Genomic DNA, 14197 nt, shown 5'->3' on the forward strand with positions numbered 1-14197 from the left:
CGCTTCAGGCCGATTGGCTTAAAGCCGAGTTAATGACCAATAGTAGCAGGAGATGTGAGCCGATATGGGCATCAAGATAGTCTGTCAGAACAAAAAAGCGTTTCACGATTACCATATCGACGCGAAATTCGAAGCCGGCATGGTGCTGAGCGGGCCCGAGGTGAAATCCCTGCGTGCCGGCAAGGCCAATTTGCGTGACGGCTATGTGCAGATCGACAGTCGCGGTGAACTGCAGATGTTCAACGTGCACATCTCGCAATACAGCTATGCCACGCATAACCCGAATGAGCCTATGCGGGCCAGAAAGTTGTTGATGCACAAGCGCGAGATCAAAAAATTGATCGGAAAGCTGCAGGAAAAAGGCCTTGCCCTGATCCCATTAAAGATTTACTTTAATGAGAAAGGTAAGGCCAAGGTAGAACTCGGGCTTGCCCGGGGTAAGAAGCAATACGACAAGCGGGACACCATCAAACAACGTGATAGTGACCGCGAACTCCAGCGCGCCATGCGCAGGAACAGTTACTCATAGAATATATGGGGGCGAAACGGATTCGACGGGGATGTGTAAGCTCGTCGTGGCATGCCGAGCTTTCTGTTTGCTCGTTAAACCGACAGTAAAAAATTTATAATCGCCGACGATTATAACTACGCAGTAGCAGCTTAATAACCTGTAGTACTGCCGTCCATCCAGTCTTCGCCCGTAAGGCTGGAATTGGGCGCCGACCTAACGGGCTGGCCTTCGCTGATGGTGTCTGTACTTCAGCTGGCGAGAACTTCATAGACTAGTATCAGGCCGCTACGTTTCCGCGGCAAGCCTGATGCGAAACTTAAGCCGGAGACTAAGCATGTAGATACGAGAGGGGAGCATTTGCGGACGCGGGTTCGACTCCCGCCGCCTCCACCAGTAAAACAGAGCAATATCAAGCACTTAGGCTTAATCCAAGGCTTGAGAATGTTGTTCAGATGTTGTTCAGCTTAAAAAGCCGGTTGCCATTTTTGGTGACCGGCTTTTTTTGTTTGTTGTTTTTCGTGTGATGTTGGGCCTATATCGAATGGTTTCTGCCAAGAAAAGTTGACGAGCCTACCCTCAACAGATTATAAATACAGCTCTTTTGCTCTGCTGTGTGGAATATGATTCGTTGAGTTGCTGGCTCACAGCTTCAATTAATGGTAGGTGGTTTGAGAAAGAGTTGGGTTTCATCGCCTGAAGAACTTCTTAAAGCTGGTGAAGAGGTTGATGCCAGGCAGATGACTGAAAAACTTTTGGCAAGGACACGTGGAATTGTTTGCACCTTGAAAGCGTGTGCTATGTCTGAAACTGAGCTGGATTCTGAGCACTTATTGGGTGTTTTAGAACAGATCGATGGCAACCTGGATTTGTTGAGCCAGGTTGTGGAAAGCGTTGATTTCGCTCAAGAAATAGAAGATTAGCTTATCCGTTACTTTTGATAGGGATTACTTCACCTTTAAAGACTCTCCCCTGCATCTCTGCAACTTTCCTTGTAGCTTCTATTTTTTCATTATGATCTGGTAGGTAATACCGTTCAAACGCTTTTGATGTGTGCCCCGAGACATTATGCTTGATTTCCTCTGGGCTCATGAACTTGCCAAGAGCGGTACAAGTCGAGTGTTTTGTCCCGGCATATACTGCAACCTCTTCAATTCCAAGGTTTTCACAAGCTCGTTTCCACCATACATTGAAGTACTTTGGTCCAAACTTGGTGCCAGCTTTCACTCCTTTTCTTGGTTTCAGGTGTCGAAAAAAATACATATGTGGCATTGCCGGTGTTTGGTTGCGCAGCTCCCGGATCTGGGCAGCTACCTCCGGCAGCAGGTGGATAAATTTGGGTTCACGTTCCTTGGGTTGAGGAAAAACTATCCAGTTTTCGTTTAGGTTTATATGTCCTTCTTGAACATTGGCCATTTCCCCTGGTCTGATTCTCGGATAAAGGGCCAGCAGTGAAATTCCTAGCCATATCCGTGGGTTTATGTGGCAAGAAATTCTCTTTACCTCATCTATTATTTCCTGTTGTTGTTCAATAGAAACGAGCTTTTTCATCTTCATATTGAAATTCACAACCGGAAACTGTGGCATCGGAACTTTTGATTTTCTTTTTTCCCGCCTTACTAGCCAGGACCAGAAATCATGTAAGACCGTTTTCCAGTTAGAGCGGGTTTTATTGGCAATCCCTTTGGTACCAATTAGAAAATCTTCAATTTCTGGCTCTGTTATCTCTTTGATTTGGGTGCGGTCCCAGGTCCGTCCAGTATCCTCTATCAAGGATTGGCCTGCTTTCTCCAACACCATTTCAATATGTCTTAGGTGTTTGGTGGTGATATCACTTTCTTTTTTGTATTCCAGGTATTTTAAACGGAGAGAGAGAAAGGAAAGCGGTTGATTCTTTGCCCATTCTCTAGGGTCGAACCTGTCATTGTCCCATTGAACACGCAAATAGGTTAGGTGCCTTTCGGCCTCGAGGACAGTCTTGAATCTTTTGGTGTGTTTACGGCCAAAGCGCACAACGCAGGCGCCTTGCCACTTAGGTTCAGGATGAATTGAACAGCAGAGGTGCCCCCGGCTCTCTATATAGTCGAGTTTTCCCCCACAATGAAAACAGCGCTGTGCAGTGTAAATTCTCCCACGCATACAAATACCTCCCCCCGGTGACGGTATGAGGTTGTTATAATGCGCAGGAGATGTGGAAGTCAACGACATTACAGGAAGCAAGTTAGTGTTGAGGTTATCGGATCAGGTGAATGGTACTGGCGTGTAATCAACCACGACGGTCTAACAGCATATCTATTTCGGCTTTCGCAAGATCATCGATAGTTTCACCGATACACTTGTCCACCATTCCTGATATCTGCTCCCAACTCTCTACGCTTAGGCTTTCAATTTCATCTGTCCAATCCTCAAATATCATTGAAGGATCGCAATTATCTCCAAAATACACATGGAGTTCTTGTCGAGTGCATGGGCCATCTTCTGTGGCAGAAAATCCATTTATAGCAACACGTATATCATCCGTGTCATGAATCATTTTTAGTGTGCCTTCATGCTCCATCTGGATTCTCCTTGGGTGATTCTACATTCAAGTGATTCAGTTTAGTTACGCTTGTGCCCGGTTGCCCACCCTGTAATGTGACCATCTGGTGGCCAGATTTTGAAAAATCTCACTCCCGTTTTCTATTACGGTGTGTGGTTCTGCCCATAGCTCATACCGGCAACGGATCAAACACATTGCGATTTCAAAATGTGCTTGGTCAAGGTTGTTCAGGTCCACAATATCTAGCTGAAATTCATAGCCGTTATAAGCGCTCAAAAGCACCTGGGCTGCAACACGGCTTGCACCGGTTTCCCTGGCTTCTGCTTTGAGTAAGGCTGTGACACATGCGGCATATGTGTACTGGTTAATGCGGTTTATCGGTATCTTTGGCATTGTCTCACCTATCGTTTTGTTTGATGTGGCTTTAAAACAAACAGAGTTGCTGCTGCTTCAATGGAATGGCAAAAACTTCTTTAGGTGCCGGCCCAAACTCCTTATGGGTGATAACCTTGCGGTTAAATCCGTGATACGGAAACACCAGGCGCCTTTCTGAATCATCTTTTGCCGGATAGCCAAGAGTGATAACCACCTGGTCATAGTGTTTGCCCTCGAGGCGTTTAATCCAGTATGGGGACATCTCCCGGTACTCTTCAGTTTTGGTTTTGGCCTCGATCTGCTCGAAATACTCTCTTTTCACGGGCAGCATGAGTGTTCTTAACGCTTTCATCATTTCCCCTGTTTCTTGAAAATCCAGCATTTGAAAGTTTTATCCATTACAGATGAGTGAACAGCTCTGTTTTTCTCAACGAACTTGTGGCGCTTGCTCGAAACCAGGTAACGCTTCAGGATTGTCAAATCTATGAGCTCCTGGCCGTATTCAATGCATTTGGCTCTGAATTGGTTAAGGTTTACGGCTATCTCTTCATCTTTCTTGGAATAATTCAGGACATTGCCATCACGGCTTTTGTCGTTGATGTAATGGAAAGTCTCCCAGAACTTTTCAACCAGTGGGTGGTCTGCCGCAATGCGTTCCTCTCGAGCAAAGGCCCTGGTGATGAGATATTCAAAAAAATCATTCAGGGTGTTTTGGGTGAGGTTTGGGAAAAGCACTTTCAGAGCATGAGCGCAGGCAGCTATCTGGGCATGATTTTTTATGATTCGCTCGTTGCGGATCCCGGCCTGGGCAAAATCGTTTTCCAGTAGTTCAAAAGCTGAAAAGTAGGCGCTGAGAATCTTCTGCTCATTCTTCAGGGCTTCAGCGAGAAAGCCACCAACATCGGCAGCGGTTTGCTTTTCAAACCACCTGGCAAGTTCTTTGGTGCCCTCGCCATGGTGCTTTTTGTCAACGTGACAATGGACAATGCGCTGTAGCAGGGCCTCGGATCCGTCTACCTCTGCATTTTGGCTGATAAGTAGGGTGCCTTTGAAAAGCTGTTCATCAATATCATTGCCCTTGTTGGCAATACCCAGGGTGCCGGTGGATCTGCCGTTATAGAAAGGCTTGCATTCATCGAAATCAAATTGTTGTGGCCGTTTTTCCCCCTCTCCCCGCTCACGGTCAGATTCGATAATGACAATAGGCAGGTTTGACACCTGGTTGAAAGCTCTGCGCCTGCCTGCCGGTGATGATTTGGCAATGTCAAAGCCTTCATACTCATCACGGCCAGCCAGCTTCCAATTGAACTCAAGAACGGTGGATTTACCGGCACCAGGATCCCCGGTGTACTCGAGGAATGGAAAAGTTTTGTGTTTGGCTCTGATCTGTTGAACAAACAAGGTGCCAAGCCAGAAAGCGAGAACAGCCAGGCCCTGAAAGTGAAACGCCTTTATGTACTTTGGCAGCCAATCATTTGAAAATTCGCCATCTGAAGAAATGAGCGCTGAGCCCAGGGAAGTCTTTATTCCTTTCTGGTCAAGCTCGAAATATCCATGCTCATTAAGGCTGATTTTGCGACCATTCTGAAAAGCATTGTCATGGAACACATATGCTTGGGCGTCTTTGTCATAGCCAATGAAAGGGATTGATTGAACCTCGAGCATTTTTCCATCCAGCCATTTTTGAATGAGTTTTGAGAAATCCATTGCTTTACCAGTAAACCTGCCTCCATTGGTGTTGTTCAGTAATGCTTTGTGGAAAGCCTCCCCGCTGCTGAGGTTTGTGCCCTCGAGACCAATTATTTTGGCAGGGGTGCCGTTTTTGTAGTTGATTTGGAAAACATATTTCTGCTCACTTAGGAGCTCATCCTTTTCCATGTAGAGAAAAGTTGGAGCCACATTACAGATGGGCGTTACAGAGCATGCAGCTTGGAATGACGATGGTACTTCATTATGGTCCCGAAAATCGAAATCCTCGAGAAGCTTGGAAGAAATGAGAACAGAGTAGATGGCCTCTTTAAACTCCACAACATGGTGGGTTTGAGCTGGTGCTTTCTTGTACTGCAGGAAACATTTTTCGATTACGCTTGCTGCGGTAAAGAGCTTGCCGCGGTGTAGGCAATCTTCGAAAAATGGATCCTGCAGGGCGCCTTTTTGCCATAGGTCGTCCCAATCTTCTTTGGTGTTGGGCAGCAGGCAGATTTCAACTTTCTGGTCCAGATTATGGAGTTTCTGCCGGTGCCTTGCCATATACTTGCAGCCCGCCTTGTCTCCATCGAGGGCCAGGATCCAGGTGATATTTTTTTCCTTGTTTGCCTCTATGAAGTTTGATGGAAAGTTGGAGCTGGAGAGTGCTGCAGCCACTTTTTTCCCGGCATGAACCAGGGCGATAGCATGAAAAATGCCCTCAGTAATAAAACAGGTATCGCCATCCTCGAGCTGCTGCCCGGGCGGTGTCCAGGCGTCACCTTTAAAAAGAGAATTATCTGCTTTTCGCTTGCCGCCTATGTGGGCCTTTTGGCCATCTGCCTTGGTTTTCCCTATAAGGCGTTCCCAATACCTGGTACGCTCTGGATCCAAGTGAAAGCGAATGGTAGGAACATATTCACCAGTATCTTTCAGCCGGTGGCTTTCCTGGTCATACCATCCACGGATTTTCTTTATCAGAAAGCCTCTATCCTCACGCAAATAGGCATCTGCAGTGGCTCTGGGGTTTGTTTCGGTGGGTGGAAAGCGCTTGAGGTAGTTTTCAAACAGATGTGGCAAGAGCTCTTTTGCGGTCCAGGAGCAACCGCAATTGTTTTCCCGGCTACAAGCTATGCGCCAGGGCTCGGATTTACTTACATACAATTCTTTCTTGCCACAATTTGGGCACTTGCCATTTCTCAGATAACCGCCTTTGTCCTTAAAACCAAAGCGGCTATCTTGCAGTAATCCTCTGACTATCTCAGGGGCTCTGGTGGAGTCATTATAACGTCCCATTGATGCCCTCCTGTTCCAGAATCCGGATGCAGGTTGCAATCTCATCGTGGCTTGAGCACAACGGGTTTTCCTCACCAATCTGTGCAACGAACTTCATGAAAAGCTGTATGGTCTGTTCATTACGAACAAGAACCGTCTTGATATAGCTGATATGCTCTGGCGTATAGCTGATAACGTCTTGCATGGTATTGCTCCTTTGCCCTGGTGAAAATATCCGGCTAGTTTGCCCGGCAGGCTCTGCACTCTTTAATCTTCAGGTACAAACAACCGAAAGCCTCGAGGGCATCGATTGTTTGCTTTTCACAACGTTCCAACTCATGGTTTTCCATTTGGCCATCCACTATGGCCTCTGCCAACTCTGCCACGGCCTCACCTGATTCTTTGGCTATGCTTGCACAGTGAGCCATCCATGATTCAATGGTTGTGTGCCCTTCTGTGTTAGGGATAGCGAGCGAAAGCCTGTTGAATTGATGGTTAACTAGGTCAAGGCTTGTGAGATCTTTGGTTTCCTCGAGGATTACCAACCAATCGAGAAAACCGAGCTTGTTTGTCCTACGGCCTATAGATTTCGGGTCTATATCTGCATAGATAGTTCCGGTGGAAATATTCAGAACTTCTGCAATTTTTTTAGCGTTATACTTTTTCACTGCTGCCTGTACCACTTTCAATGCTTCAATTTGTCTGTCCGTGTACATGAAACATCCCCTTGTTTTAACGTAGAAACAGCAACGTGTTATTAGTATGGTTGAATGGGAAAGTGTGCACCTATGGGGTTCTTTGGGATTGTCTTGGTTAAGAAAAAAAGTTACCCTATCTTTTTTGTGCTATTCCCCGTTTGCGTGGGCCTGGTTTGTTTGGGTTCTCGGGTATATGCCAAAGATCTTCTGGTTTTTTCCCTATAGCTTTGGCAATCGTGCAGCGAACATTATGGCTCGTAGTGGTGCCTTGAATTACTCGAGAAACAACGGATTTTTTAACTTCGCAGATTTCGGCAATGGCGCTTTGGGTGTAACCAGCTTTTTTTAGGGCAAATTGTATGTCTAGCGGCTCGATCAAGTTTGGCATTTGTCACCTCCATGAGTTTAAATTTTAAAAGTTAGGTCAACAGTACAGGTCAACTAATACACCCAATGGAGTTTTTATGTCAACCGAAAACAAACCCATAGAATTAAAATCTTTTCGCGACCAACTCCATAGAGATTTTTTGGAATTGGTGAAAGAACGTGGAAAAGCTACGGAACTTGCCAAGGTTGTTGGCAAAACATCCAGCTTTGTTACCAACGTTAGGCAGGGGAAACCTGTAAACGCTTATCACCTGAAAGCAGTTGGTGAGTTGCTGGGGAATGAAGCGGTATTGAAACTTTTAGATTTGCCTATAGAAGGGAATCGTGCCGAAAGTACCCAGAGAAAGGAAACAGCCTATAGGTACCGGGTGGCCGCACTTGATACATTGCTGCTCGAGCTCGAGAAAAAACACCCCAGAGTTTTTGAACGGGTTGAGGCGTATATTCATGGCGCCATAGAAGCGGCTGAGATAAAGGAAAAAGTGAAGTAGCCCAAAACGGTGCTTTTGGGCTTGAGTACTCTCATTCAACAGAGGTTTTTATGCGTTTCCTGACTGTGTTGTTTTGCGTGGTTTGTACGTTGTTCCTTGTTGCATGCGGTGATGAGTCTGTAAAGCTGGATAATGTTGTTTTGGTCAAGTCACTTGATAATACTCAAACAGTTTCTATTTACCTTGGAACTGACCAGGACTATCTTGAGTTATCTTTGAAAGCAGACCAGATAAAAAGTGGTAATAAAATTAAAACTGAAAATGCTAGTCTTTCAGATGGATTAACAGCAACGGCCACCTGGTCCGGATCGACCTATTTCAGCTCATCAAAGCATCCAACATTTACAAGCTGCACTATTGAGTCGATCGATGCCGGGAACAAAAAGGCGTTGCTCAAAATTGCTGCCAAGCTGGTTGAGCCCAGGTCTGAAAAATTTTGGGAAGCAAAAGAACAATCAATAGAAATCACTGGAAAGCACTTTGACGAGCTAACCAGGTTAGCCACCTTATAATCCCCCTCTCACTAGCCAAAAGATCACACAGAGGCTCACCAGGATCACGGTGGGCCTTTTCTTTTTTCCGCTCTCACCAAAAAAAAAAGAAAGCCGAAAAAAAATCACTCCTCCACACCTCTCCTGAACAAGATTTGGCGCGTTTTTTGGCAAATAAGGCGGTATTGGCAGTGGGGCTGTGGGGCCTGGGCACTGGCTGGATTGCTCGAGAAAAGGCCCATTGCATAGTTGGCAATGGTTTGCAGAGTTTTGCAAAAAAGCGGATCTACGCTTATTTTGAATGAATCCGCTGAAATGGTTATGGATAAGGGCTTTAAAGGTTTTTATTTGTTAAAGTGCAGGCTAGAATTGAGAAAATGAACCTTGGGATATTGAGCCCATCCGAAAATACTGAACCATCCAGCTCAGGCTTAATCAAGGATTATCTCGTAGATAGAATCAATCGTGGTCGGTCCCTAAAATACTTTAATTAAGTACGCTACGGATATTTATTTTTACATGTGTGAGCAACTATAGTTGCTGCACGATCCGTTTTAACTTCTGGAACTTCATCTAAAATGCAATTTGCATATTTGATACGCGATCTCTCAATATACTTATATCTACATGCGTGAGCAATGATAGTGGCTGCCCTATCCGATAAAACACCAGGAGCGTAGTCAAAAATACAATCTGAGTATTTTTGGTTGCCTTTTTCTTTGAACTTATATCTACAGGCATGCGCAATTATTGTTACTGCTCGGTTTGATTCTGCTTCTTTTGTGTATTCAGAGATACACTCATCGTAGTTAGATGGTCCGAAAATGAAAGCATGTCCTGGGTTACTACCAAACAATACAAAGAACCATGCCAGGATACAATAAACCTTTATATTTAATTTAAGCACTTGTAGCATTTTACTCTGACCAGTTTTTTTTAAGATACAGATTATGCTATACTCCTTATTCAGCCGATACCTTTTTGATTGTCCTTTCAATTAAGGCTTTTTCTTCATTGCTATCAAAAAAAAATCGGGGACAGACCGCCATTAAAGTTGATTGATCGGCATGGTAGTCTATTAAACAGTGGTCTGTCCCTTATCATTTCTAGTCAGGTTGACCCGATGGTTAAGCGAATTTTAAATCATTAAAATGGATTGAATTTGTCAAGATATGTTTTGATATTTAAACGAATATCATGCACGGCATCTTCTATTTGGCTAATTCCGCATCCTTGTTCGTAAAGCTCTCTGTTGAGTTTATTATGTAGCCAGCCACTATTTGACTCGAGAGTTTCAATATGCTTACCTTTTGCTAAATCTTGCATATAATTACTTATAACGTCACAATATGATGTATTAAAGACTATAAGTCTGTTCTCCAACAGGTCGAGTGTTTCCTGCCTAATTACTTGAGGCAAGAATGGATCTGATTTATATCGCCCTATCTGAGTCATTAACCTATCTTCTAAGTCCAAGACACGTATACCGCCACCGAACTTCTTTGAAGCAAGAATAGCTATTTTGTTTTTAGTAAATTCCTTGTTAATTTCGTTAACGACTTCATCAATTCTAGTATTATTGAGCCAATACGTTTTACTATTTTTATCAAACTCAGAGTAAAGTTCATTGGATAGCCCAATCAAGGCGTTAATGACATGTTTATGATATTCAGTGTTTATTGAATTAAGCAGTGTTTTCTTTGCTTTCAAATATGTCAGTATAGCCACTACAGCCATAGTTATATAAAAGCCCATTTGTGCAATCTTTAAGCTCTGATCTATTGTCATATTTTTTGATGCCTAACGAGTAATTATGCAGAATTATTAGAAAACAATTGGGAACAGACCATTATTAAAGTTGATTGATCGACATGGTAGTCGTATTAAACAGTGGTCTGTCCCTTATTCATCTTATGTATTCTATTTCTTTTTAGGTGGTTTTGGAGTCGGTTTGGGACGTTGAGGTGCTTCAAGTTTCTCTGGTTTTAGCTCATCTCTTACTTTACTAATACTAGGAACTTTAATTTCCAATTTAGGGTTTTTCATTTATGCTCCTTGTTTTTTTCTGTTAGTTCTTCTCCTTCATCAAGAGTAAATTCAATCAAATCTATATTGTCTCTATTAACAAGAAAACCATGGCAATTTGTTTCTAAATAATCTGGATCATTTTTATCTTCTTTATTGTCATTAACCCAAACGGGGTCAAATAAATAAAGATACCCTTCTTCCGGGTCAGTAGAAAACATAGTTGGATATCCTCTCACCCTAGTCTCATCTTTAAGGGTAACGATCACCCTCCTGTCTTGAGTTGCAAAGGCATCATTCCATGTATTACCACGAGACGTTTTTGTAGTAATATTAAACAATCTTAATAAGCCATGAAATTTGTCACTAAAATATATAAAGCCGATAGATAAAGGCATGAATACGGTCAATATAAGTGTTAGTACAATAACGGAAAGCTTGGTAGAAAATACGAACTGAATTTTTTCTTCAGTTGAGATAGCATATGCCAAAGGTTCCCAGCTAACAAAAACGTTACAAAGCAGGTAGATTAAGAAGGAGTAACTAATAGCACTTAGCAATCGTTCTGAAACAGATACTTCCGAAATTTTATAGATAGAAAAATATATTTGACCAGCCATTGTTCCTGGCAATATTAAGAGTAGTATATTTAATGTTTCTATAGTGAATTTCATTTTATTATATTGGCATACCTAACGGTATTAAACCGTGGTCTGTTCCTTATTGTTTTAGGCGTAACGGTTTGTTGTATTATTTGATAATTTTCACTCAAGATTTTTTGATAATGTTCGCTGACTTGTATAGATACAGTTTTGAGGAATCACGAAATGTTTTTTGAGCTTGATGAACGGAATCATGTATATTTAATGTTTCTGACAAGTACGAGTCATGTAATTTTATTTTTTTGTTTATGATTTCAGTAATTTTCTCTACAAAAATATCTTCTTCTTTGTCGTCTTTTGTGGTCCGTAATTTTTCATATAAATAATCGTATTTCAAGTTGTATTTTTGAATTTCTAGCAAAAAAGATTGAGGCTTATTAAATAACGCTTCTAACGTTACAGTTTTTAAATTATTTTTTTGAGAAATTAAATTATCATCTTCTACGATTAACTCAAACTTTGCCTCATTTATTAACATATCAATAAAACTAATCTCAATTTTCTCGAAACATTTTTGGGCTCTATCATTACTGTATGATTTACAAGCTTCTGAAAGCTGTATGTTTGAATGATACCATTTATAATAGCTCAAATTAAAATCAACTATAGTATTTCTTTCCTCTTTAAGAAGGTTAAGTCTTGTTGTTGAGATGATTTCCAATTCTGCTTTCACATGTTCTAAGTCGTTATTGAATTTATTTTTAACTCCTTCTACTAAACGCGTTATATCCTTGACGTCTTCTTTGGTTGCTAAGTTTTTAGCTTTGTTGTTTAAATAACTACCAAGATACCCACCAATTGCAGCACATAATATAGCAATCAAATATAACCAAAAAGGAAAGGTTGTATTTTCTTTTATAGCTGTCTCTATTACTTTTTGAATCTGTTCAGGTGTCATTTTAAACACAACAAGTAATTATACAGATCTGTATGACATCAAAAAATGGGTGTTATACTGAATGAATGGACCGCTACTTACCAAATTAATAAGTATAAAAAACAAGCAATAGCAGGTACATATGCATCAAGGAACATGACCTCAAAACATGATGTTTGTCAATGCGTATATCTGCCTATTGAAAGAGAACTTGCTATGAAAGGTTGTGATTGTAGGGCTTTGGACTAAATGGGAAAACTTCAGTAAGGATTATTGCTTATCAAAAAGTAAATTTCACGACACATTTAAGTATTTAATTACCATCTAATAATTCGTTAACACCCAAGTACTATTGAAGCTTTTGCAAGTTGGTGCTTGCCGCTCCTGCACTGGTAGAATCTGAAAGGACAGAATAAAAACAATCGGGGACAGACCACTATTAAAGTTGTTTAGATTTATGGGTGGGTGGCCGCGCGGCCTGCGGGATTGCTCCAACAGACCATCAAACCCTCGCTCCTGAAAGCGCTTGATATACTTGTAGCCTGTTGGCCTGGTGATATCGAACTCTCGACAAAGTTCGGAAAAACTGAAGTTGCCGGACTTCCACTCGTTGATAAATTCTAGCTTCTCATCCATCATCGTCGTTTCCTTCCAGGGCATGTTCTCCTCCTTTTATTATGGAGAAAAACCTACCAGAAAGTGTAAACGATGTATTGCTACAACTGTAAACGATGTACTGACATAGTACCCATATTCACCTAACGTTGAGTTCACCGGCGAGCCTCAGCGAGTCCGTGTGAAACGACTGGTTCGACTTGCTCACCCTTTTTAAAACGTTCATCAAACCAGCTAAAAAATATCTCTACTAAATGTTGTTCTTTTATAACTATTCCTGAATATGCTTCTAAGGAAGGGAAGGCCAGGACAACCTCTGATCTGCCGAGCCCTTGTAGTCTGATAAGGTTGTCATCCCTGTAGGCTAACTTTGCATTTCTATAAGGAGTGTAAAGTGATTCTAATTCTTTTGAAGATGAGGCTCTACTGTTCAAAAGAACTTGGAAGTTCACTCCTCTAGAAGCAGCAGAGCTAACTTGGGCACGGACATCAGGCGAGTAATTACTACAACCAACACATTGTCCCCAAATTAAATCATCTGCCTCTGCTTTATTATACATTTCAAGGAGATACTTTACCATTGACTCTCTAGAGAAAAAGACTGAGATTCTGCTTCCAGCAGTCAAAGATGTTTCTGCACGAAGATTATGATCTCTAATGCGATAACGTAAGTTGACAACTGCCAAGATGAGAGTTGTTGTGCCAAAAATCAAAGTAAGTATATTTTCAGTTATCCAAGCTAACATTTTCTATTAATCCTCATGGATTCTGCGACTCCATATCCTTCTGTTGAAGTCATGTTACTGATGATTTGATATCGTTTATAGTTAAACACACTAGAGCAAGGTAAAACTTCATTTCTTTCTCGAATAGTTTTCATTATTTTAAAATTTTTCTTTTCCATATTAGTAGATAAAACATATTCAGATTTTTCTTTTATCAAAGTAAAGGGAGTTTCATCTACAATAGATATTGATGTAAGCAAGTCTTTACAAATCTGTTTGCAAACTATATTTCCCCAAATGGTTTTAATAAAAAAAATAACAATACAATGTTTATCGTTTGACCAGTGTAACCAGTGCCACTCGTCTAAAAAATCTTGTAAAATGAGGTCACCCCACTGCCTGTCAGAATAGTAATCAACATTCCCATTCCATATTTTATCACCAACATTTAATGACACAAAAGCCTTACTAGAAGCATGATCGACTACCCAGTAATTCGCTGTTTTTTTAGTAGGGTGTTCTACTAACGTCTCGTGTTCATTATGTTTCTCACCTTTACTTTGTATGGAAACATCAGCTTGAATTGAACCATTTTTAAAGGTAAATTTTTTCGGAGTATTAAGAGGGGAACTTAACTCAGTAAATTGGCTCAGAGATTTTCGTTCACGAATCTTTCTATCAAAAACCACACCCGTTATTGTTTGATATGGACTCGCAACCAAACCAAAAATATCAGTATTATGTTCAATTATATTAAAAACAATATCAGGAGGTGAAAAAAAATGATGATATCTCCATTGAAATCTATAGTCTTCTTTCATTATTATTTCCCTGTCGAACAAG

20 protein-coding genes and 1 other RNA gene are annotated in these 14197 nt (G+C 41.6%); 5 read left to right on the forward strand and 16 right to left on the reverse strand.

Translation table 11 applies throughout. The annotated features are described in order from the left end of the window. Positions 1–64 precede the first annotated feature (64 nt). The 3 genes from smpB (at position 65) to ACN5NT_RS02570 (ending at position 1431) form a co-directional block, all read left to right on the forward strand. Complete coding sequence (smpB, locus tag ACN5NT_RS02560) at positions 65–529, forward strand: SsrA-binding protein SmpB (protein ID WP_136799402.1); 465 nt, start codon at positions 65–67, stop codon at positions 527–529. A gap of 7 nt (positions 530–536) precedes the next feature. Further along, positions 537–904: a transfer-messenger RNA gene (gene ssrA / locus ACN5NT_RS02565) on the forward strand. 263 nt (positions 905–1167) lie between these two features. Beyond that, positions 1168–1431, forward strand: coding sequence for a hypothetical protein (locus ACN5NT_RS02570; protein WP_419174373.1), 264 nt, complete (start codon positions 1168–1170; stop codon positions 1429–1431). Position 1432: 1 nt separating this feature from the next. Here the strand turns inward: ACN5NT_RS02570 and ACN5NT_RS02575 are convergent, their stop codons facing one another. From ACN5NT_RS02575 to ACN5NT_RS02610, 8 genes are all read right to left on the reverse strand, one after another. Beyond that, on the reverse strand, positions 1433–2647 hold the full coding sequence (locus ACN5NT_RS02575) for a tyrosine-type recombinase/integrase (protein ID WP_419174374.1): 1215 nt from the start codon (positions 2645–2647) through the stop codon (positions 1433–1435). Positions 2648–2774: 127 nt separating this feature from the next. Beyond that, the gene (locus ACN5NT_RS02580) at positions 2775–3065 is read right to left on the reverse strand and encodes a hypothetical protein (RefSeq protein ID WP_419174375.1); all 291 of its coding nucleotides are present in this window, start codon (positions 3063–3065) and stop codon (positions 2775–2777) included. A gap of 45 nt (positions 3066–3110) precedes the next feature. Beyond that, on the reverse strand, positions 3111–3440 hold the full coding sequence (locus ACN5NT_RS02585; protein ID WP_419174376.1) for a DUF7673 family protein: 330 nt from the start codon (positions 3438–3440) through the stop codon (positions 3111–3113). A gap of 31 nt (positions 3441–3471) precedes the next feature. Continuing rightward, positions 3472–3777: an ASCH domain-containing protein gene (locus tag ACN5NT_RS02590; protein WP_419174377.1), complete on the reverse strand. Its 306-nt coding sequence runs from the start codon at positions 3775–3777 to the stop codon at positions 3472–3474. Further along, a complete protein-coding gene (locus tag ACN5NT_RS02595) occupies positions 3774–6404 on the reverse strand; it encodes a toprim domain-containing protein (RefSeq protein ID WP_419174378.1) in 2631 nt (876 codons plus the stop codon). Before ACN5NT_RS02595 ends, ACN5NT_RS02590 begins: the two co-directional genes overlap by 4 nt. Further along, positions 6391–6588 (reverse strand): hypothetical protein, encoded by a 198-nt coding sequence (locus ACN5NT_RS02600; RefSeq protein ID WP_419174379.1) that lies wholly within the window; start codon positions 6586–6588, stop codon positions 6391–6393. The genes ACN5NT_RS02595 and ACN5NT_RS02600 overlap by 14 nt, the downstream gene beginning before the upstream one ends. A 34-nt stretch (positions 6589–6622) precedes the next feature. Beyond that, positions 6623–7099, reverse strand: a complete 477-nt coding sequence (locus ACN5NT_RS02605; protein ID WP_419174380.1) for a phage regulatory CII family protein — start codon at positions 7097–7099, stop codon at positions 6623–6625. A gap of 115 nt (positions 7100–7214) precedes the next feature. Next, positions 7215–7469, reverse strand: a complete 255-nt coding sequence (locus ACN5NT_RS02610; protein WP_419174381.1) for a helix-turn-helix domain-containing protein — start codon at positions 7467–7469, stop codon at positions 7215–7217. 76 nt (positions 7470–7545) lie between these two features. On the opposite strand from ACN5NT_RS02610, the gene ACN5NT_RS02615 reads away from it, so the two are divergent. Both ACN5NT_RS02615 and ACN5NT_RS02620 read left to right on the forward strand, forming a co-directional pair. Then, on the forward strand, positions 7546–7959 hold the full coding sequence (locus ACN5NT_RS02615; protein WP_419174382.1) for a hypothetical protein: 414 nt from the start codon (positions 7546–7548) through the stop codon (positions 7957–7959). 50 nt (positions 7960–8009) lie between these two features. After that, complete coding sequence (locus ACN5NT_RS02620; RefSeq protein WP_419174383.1) at positions 8010–8471, forward strand: hypothetical protein; 462 nt, start codon at positions 8010–8012, stop codon at positions 8469–8471. 478 nt (positions 8472–8949) lie between these two features. Here ACN5NT_RS02620 and ACN5NT_RS02625 read toward each other — a convergent pair whose 3' ends face one another. The 8 genes from ACN5NT_RS02625 to ACN5NT_RS02660 all read right to left on the reverse strand — a co-directional run bounded on the left by ACN5NT_RS02625 (position 8950) and on the right by ACN5NT_RS02660 (position 14175). Next, the gene (locus ACN5NT_RS02625) at positions 8950–9366 is read right to left on the reverse strand and encodes a hypothetical protein (protein ID WP_419174384.1); all 417 of its coding nucleotides are present in this window, start codon (positions 9364–9366) and stop codon (positions 8950–8952) included. 230 nt (positions 9367–9596) lie between these two features. Next, positions 9597–10238, reverse strand: coding sequence for a hypothetical protein (locus ACN5NT_RS02630; protein WP_419174385.1), 642 nt, complete (start codon positions 10236–10238; stop codon positions 9597–9599). A 132-nt stretch (positions 10239–10370) separates the two neighbouring features. Then, positions 10371–10496 carry a hypothetical protein gene (locus ACN5NT_RS02635; protein ID WP_419174386.1) on the reverse strand — a complete coding sequence of 42 codons (126 nt, stop codon included), beginning with the start codon at positions 10494–10496 and terminating at the stop codon, positions 10371–10373. Then, entirely contained in the window at positions 10493–11149 is a 657-nt protein-coding gene (locus tag ACN5NT_RS02640) for a DUF6338 family protein (protein WP_419174387.1), read from the reverse strand. Before ACN5NT_RS02640 ends, ACN5NT_RS02635 begins: the two co-directional genes overlap by 4 nt. A 94-nt stretch (positions 11150–11243) precedes the next feature. Next, a complete protein-coding gene (locus ACN5NT_RS02645; RefSeq protein ID WP_419174388.1) occupies positions 11244–12035 on the reverse strand; it encodes a hypothetical protein in 792 nt (263 codons plus the stop codon). 303 nt (positions 12036–12338) lie between these two features. Beyond that, complete coding sequence (locus ACN5NT_RS02650) at positions 12339–12674, reverse strand: helix-turn-helix domain-containing protein (RefSeq protein ID WP_419174389.1); 336 nt, start codon at positions 12672–12674, stop codon at positions 12339–12341. A 110-nt stretch (positions 12675–12784) separates the two neighbouring features. Then, entirely contained in the window at positions 12785–13375 is a 591-nt protein-coding gene (locus tag ACN5NT_RS02655; RefSeq protein ID WP_419174390.1) for a hypothetical protein, read from the reverse strand. Continuing rightward, the gene (locus ACN5NT_RS02660; protein WP_419174391.1) at positions 13369–14175 is read right to left on the reverse strand and encodes a hypothetical protein; all 807 of its coding nucleotides are present in this window, start codon (positions 14173–14175) and stop codon (positions 13369–13371) included. The genes ACN5NT_RS02655 and ACN5NT_RS02660 overlap by 7 nt, the downstream gene beginning before the upstream one ends. Between the last annotated feature and the right edge of the window lie 22 nt (positions 14176–14197).

It is taken from the genome of Desulfosediminicola sp., assembly GCF_048381775.1.
GTDB lineage: Bacteria > Desulfobacterota > Desulfobulbia > Desulfobulbales > Desulfocapsaceae > Desulfopila > Desulfopila ganghwensis.

Excerpts from the sequence above, each read along its gene's own strand:
- ACN5NT_RS02600 (WP_419174379.1), bottom strand. The coding sequence starts at position 6,588 with ATGCAAGACGTTATCAGCTATACGCCAGAGCATATCAGCTATATCAAG.
- ACN5NT_RS02575 (WP_419174374.1), bottom strand. The coding sequence starts at position 2,647 with ATGCGTGGGAGAATTTACACTGCACAGCGCTGTTTTCATTGTGGGGGA.
- ACN5NT_RS02635 (WP_419174386.1), bottom strand. The coding sequence starts at position 10,496 with ATGAAAAACCCTAAATTGGAAATTAAAGTTCCTAGTATTAGTAAAGTA.
- ACN5NT_RS02630 (WP_419174385.1), bottom strand. The coding sequence starts at position 10,238 with ATGACAATAGATCAGAGCTTAAAGATTGCACAAATGGGCTTTTATATA.
- ACN5NT_RS02610 (WP_419174381.1), bottom strand. The coding sequence starts at position 7,469 with ATGCCAAACTTGATCGAGCCGCTAGACATACAATTTGCCCTAAAAAAA.
- ACN5NT_RS02570 (WP_419174373.1), top strand. The coding sequence starts at position 1,168 with ATGGTAGGTGGTTTGAGAAAGAGTTGGGTTTCATCGCCTGAAGAACTT.
- ACN5NT_RS02620 (WP_419174383.1), top strand. The coding sequence starts at position 8,010 with ATGCGTTTCCTGACTGTGTTGTTTTGCGTGGTTTGTACGTTGTTCCTT.
- smpB (WP_136799402.1), top strand. The coding sequence starts at position 65 with ATGGGCATCAAGATAGTCTGTCAGAACAAAAAAGCGTTTCACGATTAC.
- ACN5NT_RS02590 (WP_419174377.1), bottom strand. The coding sequence starts at position 3,777 with ATGATGAAAGCGTTAAGAACACTCATGCTGCCCGTGAAAAGAGAGTAT.
- ACN5NT_RS02645 (WP_419174388.1), bottom strand. The coding sequence starts at position 12,035 with ATGACACCTGAACAGATTCAAAAAGTAATAGAGACAGCTATAAAAGAA.
- ACN5NT_RS02615 (WP_419174382.1), top strand. The coding sequence starts at position 7,546 with ATGTCAACCGAAAACAAACCCATAGAATTAAAATCTTTTCGCGACCAA.
- ACN5NT_RS02625 (WP_419174384.1), bottom strand. The coding sequence starts at position 9,366 with ATGCTACAAGTGCTTAAATTAAATATAAAGGTTTATTGTATCCTGGCA.
- ACN5NT_RS02640 (WP_419174387.1), bottom strand. The coding sequence starts at position 11,149 with ATGAAATTCACTATAGAAACATTAAATATACTACTCTTAATATTGCCA.
- ACN5NT_RS02650 (WP_419174389.1), bottom strand. The coding sequence starts at position 12,674 with ATGCCCTGGAAGGAAACGACGATGATGGATGAGAAGCTAGAATTTATC.
- ACN5NT_RS02585 (WP_419174376.1), bottom strand. The coding sequence starts at position 3,440 with ATGCCAAAGATACCGATAAACCGCATTAACCAGTACACATATGCCGCA.
- ACN5NT_RS02605 (WP_419174380.1), bottom strand. The coding sequence starts at position 7,099 with ATGTACACGGACAGACAAATTGAAGCATTGAAAGTGGTACAGGCAGCA.
- ACN5NT_RS02655 (WP_419174390.1), bottom strand. The coding sequence starts at position 13,375 with ATGTTAGCTTGGATAACTGAAAATATACTTACTTTGATTTTTGGCACA.
- ACN5NT_RS02595 (WP_419174378.1), bottom strand. The coding sequence starts at position 6,404 with ATGGGACGTTATAATGACTCCACCAGAGCCCCTGAGATAGTCAGAGGA.
- ACN5NT_RS02660 (WP_419174391.1), bottom strand. The coding sequence starts at position 14,175 with ATGAAAGAAGACTATAGATTTCAATGGAGATATCATCATTTTTTTTCA.
- ACN5NT_RS02580 (WP_419174375.1), bottom strand. The coding sequence starts at position 3,065 with ATGGAGCATGAAGGCACACTAAAAATGATTCATGACACGGATGATATA.